The sequence below is a fragment of the Mesorhizobium monacense genome (assembly GCF_056781675.1).
On record NZ_CM165567.1, the window covers coordinates 1,858,926 to 1,871,559 of the forward strand.

The following is a 12,634-nucleotide window of genomic DNA, read 5'->3' on the forward strand; positions in this document are numbered from 1 at the left end:
TATGATCCTAGGCAGGTATCAAGACGGCGATACGATGTATGCCGACCACCTTGCTTGTGTTGGTCGCCTCGTCGGTCTTGCCCTTGGTGCACGTGTATATTCCGCCTTCCTCGAGCTTGAATTCCTTGTCCGCTTTCTTGATCGTGAATGCACCAGCGGTAATCGTGCAGACCATGTCGTTGTCCATCATCATCGCAGGAGCGTGTGCACCGGGCTGAAACACGACGTCGACGATTGAAATGCTCTTGTAGGCAGGAATGTCGGAGTTTCCTGTGCCGACCTCCACAACTCTGACGCCCGGGGCAATCTCCTTGCCTTCCTTCGGGCCATACTTCTTGGTCTTCGCAGATGATACCAGGGTGAATAAAGGCGATACCGCGGCTGCCGTCACACCGAGTGCAATTGCAGACCTGCGATTCATGGTTTTCATCGCATCCTCCCGGATGTTGGTCGCGTTTGAATGTGCGGGACGGCTCGCATTTTAGCAGGTATGCATTTACTTGGCGCTTGGCATTTGTCTTGGCGCTGGCAACCGCTGCGGCCCTGTCAGTGGGCTTCCACGAAGGCCTTGCAGTTGGCTGAAGGTGGCGGGTTGATTTAGCTCGGCTCGTCGACTAGCTGCCGCGCCCGCGCCCTCAAAGGCTAGCGGGGCGCGGGCCGATTGGGTCACCCCCAACATGCAGCACCGGTTAGAGGCCGATGCTGCTATGTGAACAGTCATCGATCTCCGCAATCAATTCAACCGAGCCTGGGCTCCTCCGATTTGAGGGAGCAGAACGTGCCCCTTTTAGCCAGATTACCCGTAAGGCGAGGATGGCCTATAACCTTCGCCCACCGGCGAACCTACCCCGTTTTCCGGCTAGGCCCGGCGGTCAAAGCCTACGCCACCCCAGCCCCCGGCCGCCGGGCCGCTGGACATGCCTTCTCCTCAAAAAAGCCCGCCAGCCGGAGCCGGCGGGAAGGTACTGGAGTGTGACCAGGGTGTAGGCCCCTGGCACATTGCAAACGGTCTGCCCCGGCTTTTGTTTCGAGATTGCTAAAATAGCCTTCAGGAGACAGGGCCGGTGTAGCCGCCGGCTGAGTAGCGACTAAGCCGGCGTCGTGATGTCCAGTGTTAGGCTGACATGCAACAGCGGCCTGTGGTCATCGCGGATCTCGATCGAAAGTACGCTGTGTTCTGGCCGCTCGATACCTCTGGCTAGTTCAGCCAAGATTCTGATGGCTTCGAACCTAGCTGTTTCGAGGTCCGGTACCTCTGTTCCCTCTGTGTCGGGAACCAGCTTTTCGTTGTCGCGATAGTCGAAGTGGTAAATCGCCATTTGGCGAAACGCCCGCGCCGCTTGCTGGTTGCGGTACGAATTTAACCAAATCCAGAGGCGGGCTAGCGCCTACTTGCGGATGATCCAATTCAGCAAATCGGGATCGACCGTCGCTATGCCGGTGAAATCGCGGACCATTTGCGAGGCGTACTCCCGCCATCGATCCTCGGGGATATTATCTTCGATGACGGATTTGGTGAAAGTGCTGCGCAGGATATCGCAGTCGAAAGCCGATACCGAAACACCTGGCTTATCCATGATGCAACCTCCCATCCAAGGGCCGGAAACAGAATGGTGACTGAGGATTCATAAACCTTTCAGGTGTGGCTTCAATGGGATTCAACTGTACGTTTTTAACCGAGCGGCGCGACTGTGTTGCCCGTCTCTTTGGGCGCCCTAGTTCTAGCCGGCGGCGCTCCCAAGGTCCGCCGCGACAGTGGCCGACGCGGCAATGCTCATCCGGCAGCCGCGTCGGCCATTTTGTGAGCCCCCGCGCTGTCCCGGTTCCCGAAAATCCTGCAGCGAGGCATGGCGGAGGTCTTCTAGATGCTTCACACGGCCGATTAGCCCTGGCTTGACCCATTGCGTCGCCGGCCTCTTCATGCCCTTCGGCGCCGAGCCTGCTTGCTCCTGGACGCGCTCCCAGAGGAGTTCTCGCATCTCACGGTTTAAGGTGATGAAGGCCGAGCCGACATAGCGGGCTGTACCCCGCTCGGCCATCAGAGCGAATGCTGGTTTGCCAGCCTCGCGCTCGACGCCAAGCAGTTCGTATTCATCGATGCTGTAGGCTTTCGTCTTTAGCCATGCAGTCGGGTTACCGCTTCGGTATTTGCTGTCCTTGCGATGGATCCTGCGGGCCAGCGGCGTCATGGGAGCCAAGCCGGGAAGGACCACGTGACAGGGCAACGAGAATGAGGTGAAAATCTGCGTGACACTAAGGTCGAGAGGTCGTATGTTGACATAAAGATGTCTTTATGTGACTTAGGCGCGACTGTCGCCTTGAGGATGAAAAATGTCGCAAAGCTCCTCATCGCTGGATGACCTGTTCGGCCCCGTTGCGGCGAAGCCCGACGGTTCGGAAGTGCTTGCGGCGCTGACCGCGGCGGCGCGCGAACGCATCCTCATCCTCGACGGCGCCATGGGCACGCAGATCCAGGGTCTGGGGTTCGACGACAGCCAGTTTCGCGGTGAAGCGTTCGCCGGCTGTGCCTGTCACCAGCAAGGCAACAACGATCTGCTGATCCTGACCCAGCCGAAAGCGATCGAGGAGATCCACTACCGCTACGCCATCGCCGGCGCGGACATCCTCGAGACCAACACCTTCTCCTCGACCTCGATCGCCCAGGCCGATTATGGCATGGAGGATGCTGTCTACGCGCTGAACCGCGACGGCGCGCGGCTGGTGCGGCGAGCGGCGGAGAGGGCGCGGCAGGCGGACGGCAAGCGCCGCTTCGTCGCCGGTGCGCTCGGGCCGACCAACCGCACCGCCTCCATGTCTCCGGATGTCAACAATCCCGGCTACCGCGCCGTGACGTTCGACGATCTGCGGCTCGCCTATGGCGAGCAACTGCGCGGCCTGATCGACGGCGGTGCCGACATCATCCTGATCGAGACCATCTTCGACACGCTGAACGCCAAGGCGGCGATCTTCGCCTGCAACGAGATCTTCATCGAGAAGGGCGTGCACCTGCCGGCGATGATCTCCGGCACTATCACCGACCTGTCCGGCCGCACACTGTCCGGGCAGACGCCGACGGCCCTCTGGCACTCGGTGCGCCATGCCAGCCCCTTCACCATCGGCCTCAACTGCGCGCTCGGCGCCAACGCCATGCGCGAGCATCTGGCGGAGATTTCCGGTGTCGCCAATACGTTTGTCTGCGCCTATCCCAACGCCGGCCTGCCCAATGAATTCGGCCGGTATGACGAGAGCCCGGAGTTCATGGCCGCGCAGATCGAGGATTTCGCGCGCGAGGGACTGGTCAACGTCGTCGGCGGCTGCTGCGGCTCGACGCCCGATCACATCCGCGCCATTGCCGAGGCGGTGCGGAAATATCCGCCGCGCGCCATTCCGGACATCGAGCCGAAGATGCGCTTGTCCGGGCTGGAGCCGTTCACGCTGACCGACGAGATTCCCTTCGTCAATGTCGGCGAGCGGACCAATGTCACGGGATCGGCCAAGTTTCGGAAACTGATTACGGCGGGCGACTATGTCGCCGCGCTCGACGTGGCCCGCGACCAGGTCGCCAACGGCGCCCAGATCATCGACATCAACATGGACGAGGGGTTGATCGATTCGAAGAAGGCGATGGTAGAGTATCTCAACCTGATCGCCGCCGAGCCGGACATCGCGCGTGTTCCGGTGATGGTCGACAGTTCGAAATGGGAGATCATCGAGGCCGGGCTGAAATGCGTGCAGGGCAAGCCGCTGGTCAACTCCATCTCGATGAAGGAAGGCGAGGAGGCGTTCCTACACCACGCGAAACTCGTGCGCGCCTATGGCGCGGCCGTGGTCGTCATGGCCTTTGACGAAGACGGCCAGGCCGACACCAGGGCGCGCAAGGTCGAAATCTGCACCCGCGCCTACAAGCTTCTGACGGAACAGGCCGGCTTTCCGCCCGAAGACATTGTCTTCGATCCCAATGTCTTCGCGATCGCCACCGGCATCGAGGAGCACGACAATTACGGCGTCGACTTCATCGAGGCCACGGGCGAGGTCACCGCGACGCTGCCGCATGTCCACATTTCCGGCGGCGTGTCGAACCTCTCCTTCTCGTTCCGTGGCAACGAGCCGGTGCGCGAGGCCATGCATGCCGTGTTCCTTTACCATGCCATCCAGCGCGGCATGGACATGGGCATCGTCAATGCCGGCCAGCTTGCCGTCTACGACACGATCGAGCCGGAACTGCGCGAGGCCTGCGAGGATGTCGTGCTCAACCGCGCGCCCAAGGCCGGCGGCACCGCCACCGAACGCATGCTGGAGATCGCCGAGCGCTTCAAAGGCACCGCTAGCAAGGAGGGCAGGGAACGCGATCTTGCTTGGCGCGAATTGCCTGTCGAGCAGCGCATTTCCCATGCGCTGGTCAATGGCATCACCGAATTCATCGACGCCGATACCGAGGAGGCGCGGCTGGCGGCCGAGCGCCCGCTGCATGTCATCGAAGGTCCGCTGATGGCCGGCATGAATGTCGTCGGCGACCTGTTCGGCGCGGGAAAGATGTTCCTACCGCAAGTGGTGAAGTCCGCGCGGGTGATGAAACAGGCCGTCGCAGGACTCTTGCCGCACATGGAGGCCGAGAAGCTGGCCAACGCCGCCAATGGTGTGGACAATGGCGAGCGCCAGACGGCGGGCAAGATCCTGATGGCGACGGTGAAGGGCGATGTCCACGACATCGGCAAGAACATCGTCGGCGTCGTGCTGGCCTGCAACAATTACGAGATCATCGATCTCGGGGTCATGGCGCCGGCGGCAAGGATCCTGCAGACGGCGCGCGAGCAGAATGTGGACATCATCGGCCTGTCCGGCCTGATCACGCCGTCGCTGGACGAGATGGTGCACCTGGCCTCCGAGATGGAGCGCGAGGGTTTCGACATTCCGCTGCTGATCGGCGGTGCGACGACCAGCCGTGTGCACACGGCTGTGAAGATCCATCCGCGCTACACCAGGGGCCAGACGGTTTATGTCACCGACGCCAGCCGGGCGGTTGGCGTGGTCTCGTCCTTGCTGTCGAACGAGACCAAGGGCGGCTATGTCGACACCGTACGTGCGGAGTACAAGAAGGTCGCCGATGCTCATGCCCGCTCTGAAGCCGACAAGCAGCGGCTGCCGCTGGCCAAGGCGAGGGCCAATGCGCACAAGATTGACTGGTCGGTTTACGAGCCGCCGAAACCGTCCTTCCTCGGTGTGAAGGTCTTCGATGGCTGGGATCTCACGGAACTTGCGCGCTACATCGACTGGACGCCGTTCTTCCAAACCTGGGAGCTGAAGGGCCGGTATCCGAAAATCCTCGAAGACGAGGCGCAGGGAGCCGCGGCGCGCCAGCTGTTCGATGATGCGCAGGCGATGCTGAAGAAGGTCATCGGCGAAAAATGGTTCGCGCCACGCGGCGTTATCGGCTTCTGGCCGGCCAATGCCGCCGGCGACGACATCAGACTGTTCACGGATGGTGCGCGATCGCAGGAACTGGCGACTTTCTTCACCTTGCGCCAGCAACTGACCAAGCGCGACGGCAAGGCCAATGTCGCGCTGTCGGATTTTGTCGCCCCCTCGGAGAGTGGCAAGCCGGACTACATTGGTGGCTTCATCGTCACTGCCGGCATCGAGGAGGTGGCGATCGCCGAGCGTTTCGAGCGAGCCAATGACGATTATTCGTCGATCATGGTCAAGGCGCTGGCTGACCGCTTTGCCGAGGCCTTCGCCGAGCGCATGCACGAGAAGGTGCGCAAGGAATTCTGGGGCTATGCCGCAGATGAGAAGCTGGCACCGGACGAACTGATCGGCGAGCCCTATCGCGGCATCCGCCCAGCGCCTGGCTATCCGGCGCAGCCGGATCACACCGAGAAGGCGACGCTGTTCCGGTTGCTCGACGGCGAAGGCAATGCGGGCGTGAGCCTGACCGAAAGCTATGCGATGTGGCCGGGCTCCTCCGTGTCGGGCATCTATCTGTCGCATCCCGAGAGCTACTATTTCGGCGTCGCCAAGGTCGAGCGCGATCAGGTCGAGGATTACGCACGCCGCAAGGACATGCCATTGGCTGAGGTGGAGCGCTGGCTTGGACCGATCCTCAACTATGTTCCCGTGCCCTATGCCGAGGCGGCGGAATAGAGTCGAGAAGCACTGTCGTCTTTTGCTTCGGGCAGCGTCCTGTGAACGTCAGCCAGGCATCGGTGAATTTAGGCGATCGCCAGTTGCGCGATGTTTCGGATGCTCGGCGGCCGAGGCCCGTCGCTGCTGTCTGCGCCATCACTACGGACGCCGCTAAGGCGGCCATCGCTAGTCTAGGATTAAGTCCGCGAATTCCGACCCGATGTGATCGGGACCGCTCGCCGCCACAGTTATCCGATTGGGTAGTTGCGTATGCTCGATCGGCCGGCTGACAGTCAAATCGTCGACTTGAGCGGCCCGGCAAGGCCGAGAGCGGTTTTCACCAGCTTCGCGCAAGCCCGGTTGAGGCGTTCGATCGAGAGCGTGGGCGAAGCCCGACGGATATCGACTATCCGCCGGGCAAGCCGCCCTTCAGTGGTGATGGGCGGAAACGCTCTTGACGTATTCGGACACAAGTTCCCTCGGCGCCGACTGACCGACGTCGCCGACGCTGAGGATGCCGACCATTCGCATACTCTTGTTGATCACCGGCAACCTGCGGATTTTCAGTTCCTCCATGTGCCGCATGGCCTTGGCCAGATCGTCGTCTTCGCGGCAGCAGTGAATGCCGGTCGTCATGACATCGCGCGCCGTCGCGGTGCGGCTGTCGAAACCATCCTCCGCCAGTCCTTTGCAGACAATGTCGCGGTCGGTCACCATTCCGATCAGGCGGTCGTTCTCTCCGATGGGAATCGAACCGATATCCTCGGCTCGCATCAATTTCGCCAGTTCGGTGACAGCGGTTTCGGGGCTGACCCAGTCGACACCCTTGTGCATTGCGTCTTTGACTTTCATGGCGGACCTCCCTTTCTGAGGTTGGTGCATGTCCCCTCTGTCTCATTTTACCGCGGACTGGATTTTCTGGAAACATGAGGAGGCGCGCCGACACAGAACCGGTGGAGCTATCGACGAGTACGTTGAGCGCGTGCTGATCGCCGTTCTCTTCGAACGGTCCAGCCGCTATTTTTTCGGCGCCCACTGACTCCATGCTTTCGGCTAGAAAGGTTCCTCACATTCGACACTGCCAGTTACCGGCCCAAGCGGTGCGGATGCGGCGCTGGTTCAGCGCCATGGGATGTTTCGAAGGCTTGTGATACCGGATCGCCGGATGGACGGGATAGCCGGCCGAATGGCTTCGGCGAAGCGGCAGGTTCACGGATAGAGACGGCGCGCCCACGTGGCAGCCGCGTTGTCTACGCACAGTCTGGCGCTCAGGGGCTAGAGGATGGCACCTGGTCAAGTCATTCTCCGAAGGACCCAGAGCGACCGGCCGGCATGAGCGATCCCGGACAACAGTCGAAGGCGAGGATCATCTTTGAGCCGCTCAGCCTCGACCACATCAAGAAGCAGGACCTGCTGATCGGTCTCGTTGGCGTTCGGCGTAATCCACCAGCGCCCATCCTCGCCGCAAAGCCCGGCCTCCGGATGCTCCTGGAGGTATTCAATCGCATATTCGGCGTCCACTTTTCTCGGTGCCGCATCCACGGACATTTGCTCTTTCCTCCGCCGTCGGCGATCGCTTAGGGACTATACCTGATGATGGTGTCTGTTGCAGTGAGAACCCATCACGCCCAGCGGACGGATGGATCGGGCGCACTATCAGCTGCTGCCCGGCCGGCGCCCGGCGCCATTGCCGTGAAGGAACTACCGCGCCGGCAAAGCACCGGAGGATTGGATTCCGCTGCGCGGAGAAAGCTTTTACTCAAGGAACGATATCGACCTGCGTCTCAATGCGAACGTCGCGAGCTTCGATGCACGCTCTGGTGAAGTTGTGCTCGCAGACGGGGCTCGGGGCCCCTACGATAGGCTGCTCCTTGCAACCGAACCGGTGCGCCTGGCTATGCCCGGCGCTGATCAGTCACGCGTTTACACGCTGCGCTCGCTGGCAGATTGCAAGGCGATCATCGATCGAGCCACAACTGCACGCTGCGCCCTCGTGCTCGGCGCCAGTTTCATTGGCCTGGAAGTCGCCGCGGGCCTCCGGTGGCGCGACATCGAAGTTCATATCGTGGCCCCGGACAAGCTGCCCATGGAGCGGGTCCTGGAGCAAGTATCGGGAAAAAAATCGTAAGGTCATGTGGGTGGCCAGGTTCCGTTTCCGCCAGCGATTGCAGGCGCAGCCCTGCCTTCAGCGCTTGGTTACCGCAAGGGAAGAAATTCATGGTGCAATGCACAAAAATATTGCTATTGGGTTGTGTCGGTTTCATAAATGAACGGGGCTTTGGGGGTGTTCACTGAAGGATGGAAACTATGCCCACCACTGAAAAAACCCCTGATACCATTGAAGGCACCGCCTTACCGACCTTCGATCCGGCCAAGGCTACGGCCGAGTTCCGCGCTGCCGCTGAAAAGGGCGTCGAAAGGTCGAAAGAAGTTCTTACCAAATTCAAGGCCGGCTCTGAAGACGCCCAGAAGGCTCTTGAGTCGAGCGTCGAAACCGCCAAAGCCGTTGGCAGCGATCTGTCGCTGAAGACAATTGCCCTTCTGCGCGTCAATACTGAAGCCGCCTTCTCGCACTTTGAAGCCCTAATTGCCGTTAAGTCGCCTTCCGAATTCGTTGAACTGCAGACCGCCTTCGTCCGCAGCCAGGTTGAAATGGCGGTCGAGCAGGCCAAGGAACTCCAGGCCGTCACGACCAAAGCCGTCGAGGACGTATCCAAACCGATCAAGTCCGCCTTCGAGAAGGCGATCAAGGAACTCAAAGTCGCCTAGCTTTTTCTTGGGCGGAGCCTTGGTCGCTAGCCGCGCCTGATTTGCCGCATCTGGTCTCGTCGCGAAAACGGACAGAAAGGGCGGCAAATCGGCGGGGTGCACCCTAGGCTGAATCACCCCGGCGCCGCCGCCGTTCTCGGGGATGAACTCGACACCGGCGGCTGAAAGCGCCGCGCGGATCACCGCAAGGGGGGGGAACCGTTTGGGACTGTCAGATTCTCAGGCAGATCCGGCAGGCGCCGCTCGGGGCCGAGATGGCCAGCTCGGGCAAGACGCGAAGAGCCAAGATCAGCGAAGGCGAGAAGCGGGCGACGTAGGTATAGAGCAGGTCACAGGCATGCCTCAGGACGCGCGGGGCAGGACAGCGGCCGGCAAGAACGCACGCTGGCGGGGCTCAGTGGCCGGCCTTTTACGATCCCGGCGGGCGATACCGGATCGACTTCGCCTTCCCAAGAGCTTCCATAGTCTCTTCGACGCCTAGGAGGACGGTGGTCTCGTGAGAGCTGAGCGCTCCCCCCGCACCGATGGCAAGCACGACCGATGCCATCGACACGTTGTCTGGCGCCTCCCACAGATTCCAGCCATCATGCTCTCCGAAGGTGTACCAGAACCCGTGCACCTTTCCGCCCACCGACTCGATGTACGAACGGGCCGCCTCGCGTCGATCCTAGGGGTTTTTGATCAAGCGCGCCCAGGTCTCGGGCGTATAGCTGAATCGCGAGAGATACATTGGCATGATTCGCCTCTTGGGTCGCCGCCTAACCGGCTTGCGGGGTAGGTTCACCGGGTGACGAAATATGCGCTCAAGCTTTAAGCGCAATATCATCACCGCTTAGGCATCCAGGCTATGCATTGTTCGAGGCGTTCCAGCTGCGCTTTCTGCAAACGAAGCTCGTGACCTACGTTTTGCAACTTGGATTGCCTTTGGAAGCGGCCGCATTGATCAGTTCGCATTCAAGCTGAGCGATTCGATCTCGCACCTGCTGAGCTTCAGCCTGCCGTATGTCTCTAATCCAACCTGGGCCATGCATATTCAAGGGGATAGCATTTGAAAACTAACGCCGGCAGATTCGAAAAACTCGAATTTTAACCATCGCAAAAATCACCGCCCTCATCGAAGCCAGAATAATCTTAATCGACTTGGTAACGGCCTGTTCAGCGCCAATGTCTAAAGAAACAATATGACGCCGCGCGCCAAGCGTATTCTGGGCAAATCATTGATCGTGACGACAATTGCAGTCGTCGCGACTTTCGGTCTGTCGTTTACGGCTAGACTTGCGTTGCAGATGCCGATCGACTGGCTGAGTTGGGTCGAATGCACCTTCATTCCCATTCTGATCGGAATGCCGGTCAGCGCCTACATCTTCGCCCAGTCCGAAACGATCCAGGATACATGTGACAAGTTGGAGAGGTCGCATACGGCCCTGAAGGAGGCGCACGACAGGCTCACCTTCGTAACCAGCCACGATCAGATGACGGGGCTCCTTAGCCGCGGTGAATTCATCGCAAGGATGGACAGAAGCCGCGATGAAGGAGAATGCGACACGCTTCTCCTGATTGATCCAGATCACTTCTCCTCGATCAATGACGAGCACGGACATTCCAAGGGTGACGAGGCTCTGGTTCGGATCGCGAAGGCGCTCGTCTATACGACTCGCCCAGGCGACTCAATTGGCCGCCTTGGTGGGGAAGAGTTTGGGGTCTTGCTACGCGACGTGCGCAAAGAGCAGGCGATTACCATAGCGGAGAACATCCGTCGGCTTGTCGAAGGGGGGCCTTGGGTCAAAGGGCAACAAAATGGCGTGAGGGTGACTGTCAGCATCGGCGGTGCGGAAATCCCTCATAATGCAGATCCTCAGGATGTCCTCCGTGCTGCGGGGCGGTGCGTATTTGCAGCGAAACAACGTGGGCGGAACCGCGTTTCGTTCGACCATGAGGCAGCCAAGTTGCGAGTCATAACGCCGTAGCCGATCTCGCTTGGGAAACTGATGGAAAAGCACTCGGTGGTCTGGTTGTGCTGACAGTTTTAGGCGCGGCGGTGGCCATTGGTGCGATGTTCGCGACATCGACCGCGGTCCTGTACCAATACGGGCGACGCCGGCCCGCCATAGCAGCAAAAGTGGTCATCCCGCCGGTGCCAGGATCCGCATTGGACCTTTGCAAAGGACGGCGTGGGATTGTTTCTCAACCATCGCTCAACTCGCATGTTCGCGTGGATGGCAGAGTGGAGCAAGCCCTGGCGTGGAGGGATTGAGGAGGATACGGGCTTGAACTCAACGCTCGGTGGTTCACTCAGCCTTCAGCACCTGGTGCCTGGTCAGCCAGTCACGAATGATCAATCGAACGGCTTCAGGTCGCGAAACGTCATGTTCGGCAACAAATTGATCGACGCCAGCGAGCATGTCGGGTTGGAGGCGGACCATAATCAGCACCCCCTTTCCAGTTGGGGCTGGTCCGCGTTTCCTTGACGCCACAGCCAGGGATCAACCATGGGGATCGCGAGTATCGAGACCCCGCGGTGAAACCGATTGGTCGGATTGAATTGGTTCAAAGAGGCGAAAATGGATAGTCAATGCGTAGATGGCTATTTCACGTGCCTGGCTGCCGAAATCGAGGTGGGACGCAATCAACTCGCCGATGACCCGCGAGATGCCTACCGCCCCCCACCACTGCGGGATCGTCGGATTCTGGCGGGGCTGGCTGCATTGGCCGCAGTGTGGTTCGGGATCGTCACCTTAGGTCTCTTGGTAGGATGGTAGCTCGCGTCACCGGGGAATCGCCGATCACTCAAGCGAAGCCACGGTCGGCCAATTTTCGAGTGCCACGTCAACTGCGCCTGACGCCCGAACTGGTCGCGAGGGTCGCCCGCGATGTCGATGACCCTGGTCCCGTGCCAGGCCGGATCTACGCGACTGATGCTGACTACGAGGCCACGGCGCGCGCGCTCCTTTCCGCCCAACCGGTGAGCGGCGAGGTATGGGTTTTCGCGTATGGCTCACTGATCTGGAAACCAGCCTGCGATATCGTCGAGCAGCGGATCGCTATCGCGCGGGGCTGGCATCGTTCCTTCTGTCTTGGTTGGGACCGCCGTTTCCGTGGTACGAAAGAGCGGCCCGGCCTCATGTTGGCGCTCGACCGCGGCGGAACATGCAAGGGTGTCGTCCAGCTTCTGCCGCCGGACGCTGTCGAGGCCAACCTTGGCAAGCTCCTCCGTCGCGAGATGCTCACAAGGCCATCGCCCTTCCCGCCACGTTGGGTGAGCGCCGATACCACCGCTGGACCGCTACGCGCTATTGCCTTCGCAATTGATCGCAAAAGCGAAGCCTATGTCGGCGGACTATCAGCCGAGGAAGTCGCTGATGTACTTGCTACGGCGGTGGGCCACTGGGGGTCGATGGCTGACTACCTCCACAACACCGTCAAACATCTCGAAGGCCTGGCGATAGAAGATCGGCTCCTTTGGCGACTTCAGGAAATGGTTGCCGAGCGGATTGAGGTGGCCACAAGCGCTCGCCAGCAACCGGCTGCTGCGATGATCTAGGGCACATTCTTGACGTCCGCCGCTGCCTGAGGATGCCGAGCAAAACTGCAAACGGTGGTTTGCGGTTTGAATGCCCGGCAGGTTTCGATGATGCGGTGGGCAATCGACTACTGCAGGTTTCGACGCGGCGGCCGGGCCGTTCGGGCTAGGGATCGGAGCGTCAGATGTAAGCACACGCGACGTGACGGTGGCGGCATAGCC

General features: G+C 60.5%; 11 protein-coding genes and 2 pseudogenes. 5 read left to right on the forward strand and 8 right to left on the reverse strand.

Translation table 11 applies throughout. The features are described from left to right. Positions 1-7 precede the first annotated feature (7 nt). The 4 genes from AC1RUK_RS08670 to AC1RUK_RS08685 all read right to left on the reverse strand — a co-directional run bounded on the left by AC1RUK_RS08670 (position 8) and on the right by AC1RUK_RS08685 (position 2,189). Positions 8-430, reverse strand: coding sequence for a hypothetical protein (locus AC1RUK_RS08670; protein WP_481835946.1), 423 nt, complete (start codon positions 428-430; stop codon positions 8-10). Between the two features lie 658 nt (positions 431-1,088). After that, positions 1,089-1,319: a DUF6894 family protein gene (locus AC1RUK_RS08675; RefSeq protein WP_481835945.1), complete on the reverse strand. Its 231-nt coding sequence runs from the start codon at positions 1,317-1,319 to the stop codon at positions 1,089-1,091. Between the two features lie 69 nt (positions 1,320-1,388). Beyond that, the gene (locus AC1RUK_RS08680) at positions 1,389-1,577 is read right to left on the reverse strand and encodes a hypothetical protein (protein WP_481835944.1); all 189 of its coding nucleotides are present in this window, start codon (positions 1,575-1,577) and stop codon (positions 1,389-1,391) included. Between the two features lie 144 nt (positions 1,578-1,721). Next, the gene (locus tag AC1RUK_RS08685) at positions 1,722-2,189 is read right to left on the reverse strand and encodes a hypothetical protein (RefSeq protein WP_481835943.1); all 468 of its coding nucleotides are present in this window, start codon (positions 2,187-2,189) and stop codon (positions 1,722-1,724) included. 142 nt (positions 2,190-2,331) lie between these two features. On the opposite strand from AC1RUK_RS08685, the gene metH reads away from it, so the two are divergent. Then, positions 2,332-6,141: a methionine synthase gene (gene metH / locus AC1RUK_RS08690; RefSeq protein ID WP_481835942.1), complete on the forward strand. Its 3,810-nt coding sequence runs from the start codon at positions 2,332-2,334 to the stop codon at positions 6,139-6,141. Positions 6,142-6,552: 411 nt separating this feature from the next. Here the strand turns inward: metH and AC1RUK_RS08695 are convergent, their stop codons facing one another. Then, on the reverse strand, positions 6,553-6,975 hold the full coding sequence (locus tag AC1RUK_RS08695; protein ID WP_125007292.1) for a CBS domain-containing protein: 423 nt from the start codon (positions 6,973-6,975) through the stop codon (positions 6,553-6,555). A gap of 441 nt (positions 6,976-7,416) precedes the next feature. Beyond that, entirely contained in the window at positions 7,417-7,671 is a 255-nt protein-coding gene (locus AC1RUK_RS08700) for a hypothetical protein (protein WP_481835941.1), read from the reverse strand. Between the two features lie 148 nt (positions 7,672-7,819). Here AC1RUK_RS08700 and AC1RUK_RS08705 point away from each other — a divergent pair. Together AC1RUK_RS08705 and AC1RUK_RS08710 are read left to right on the forward strand one after the other, a co-directional pair. After that, positions 7,820-8,224, forward strand: a pseudogene (locus AC1RUK_RS08705) (FAD-dependent oxidoreductase); the annotation flags it as partial. A 197-nt stretch (positions 8,225-8,421) separates the two neighbouring features. Beyond that, the gene (locus AC1RUK_RS08710; RefSeq protein ID WP_481835940.1) at positions 8,422-8,892 is read left to right on the forward strand and encodes a phasin; all 471 of its coding nucleotides are present in this window, start codon (positions 8,422-8,424) and stop codon (positions 8,890-8,892) included. Between the two features lie 409 nt (positions 8,893-9,301). Here AC1RUK_RS08710 and AC1RUK_RS08715 read toward each other — a convergent pair. Then, positions 9,302-9,628, reverse strand: a pseudogene (locus AC1RUK_RS08715) (GYD domain-containing protein). 445 nt (positions 9,629-10,073) lie between these two features. Here AC1RUK_RS08715 and AC1RUK_RS08720 point away from each other — a divergent pair. Beyond that, positions 10,074-10,859, forward strand: coding sequence for a GGDEF domain-containing protein (locus tag AC1RUK_RS08720; RefSeq protein ID WP_481835939.1), 786 nt, complete (start codon positions 10,074-10,076; stop codon positions 10,857-10,859). A gap of 321 nt (positions 10,860-11,180) precedes the next feature. Here the strand turns inward: AC1RUK_RS08720 and AC1RUK_RS08725 are convergent, their stop codons facing one another. Next, complete coding sequence (locus AC1RUK_RS08725) at positions 11,181-11,315, reverse strand: ribbon-helix-helix domain-containing protein (protein ID WP_280110126.1); 135 nt, start codon at positions 11,313-11,315, stop codon at positions 11,181-11,183. Between the two features lie 395 nt (positions 11,316-11,710). On the opposite strand from AC1RUK_RS08725, the gene AC1RUK_RS08730 reads away from it, so the two are divergent. Continuing rightward, entirely contained in the window at positions 11,711-12,433 is a 723-nt protein-coding gene (locus AC1RUK_RS08730) for a gamma-glutamylcyclotransferase (RefSeq protein WP_481835938.1), read from the forward strand. The last annotated feature ends 201 nt before the right edge of the window (positions 12,434-12,634 follow it).

Bases quoted from the DNA above. Each gene is read 5' to 3' on its own strand.
- AC1RUK_RS08725 (WP_280110126.1), bottom strand. From the start codon at position 11,315: ATGGTCCGCCTCCAACCCGACATGCTCGCTGGCGTCGATCAATTTGTT.
- AC1RUK_RS08675 (WP_481835945.1), bottom strand. From the start codon at position 1,319: ATGGCGATTTACCACTTCGACTATCGCGACAACGAAAAGCTGGTTCCC.
- AC1RUK_RS08685 (WP_481835943.1), bottom strand. From the start codon at position 2,189: ATGACGCCGCTGGCCCGCAGGATCCATCGCAAGGACAGCAAATACCGA.
- AC1RUK_RS08670 (WP_481835946.1), bottom strand. From the start codon at position 430: ATGAAAACCATGAATCGCAGGTCTGCAATTGCACTCGGTGTGACGGCA.
- AC1RUK_RS08710 (WP_481835940.1), top strand. From the start codon at position 8,422: ATGGAAACTATGCCCACCACTGAAAAAACCCCTGATACCATTGAAGGC.
- AC1RUK_RS08695 (WP_125007292.1), bottom strand. From the start codon at position 6,975: ATGAAAGTCAAAGACGCAATGCACAAGGGTGTCGACTGGGTCAGCCCC.
- AC1RUK_RS08680 (WP_481835944.1), bottom strand. From the start codon at position 1,577: ATGGATAAGCCAGGTGTTTCGGTATCGGCTTTCGACTGCGATATCCTG.
- AC1RUK_RS08720 (WP_481835939.1), top strand. From the start codon at position 10,074: ATGACGCCGCGCGCCAAGCGTATTCTGGGCAAATCATTGATCGTGACG.
- metH (WP_481835942.1), top strand. From the start codon at position 2,332: ATGTCGCAAAGCTCCTCATCGCTGGATGACCTGTTCGGCCCCGTTGCG.
- AC1RUK_RS08700 (WP_481835941.1), bottom strand. From the start codon at position 7,671: ATGTCCGTGGATGCGGCACCGAGAAAAGTGGACGCCGAATATGCGATT.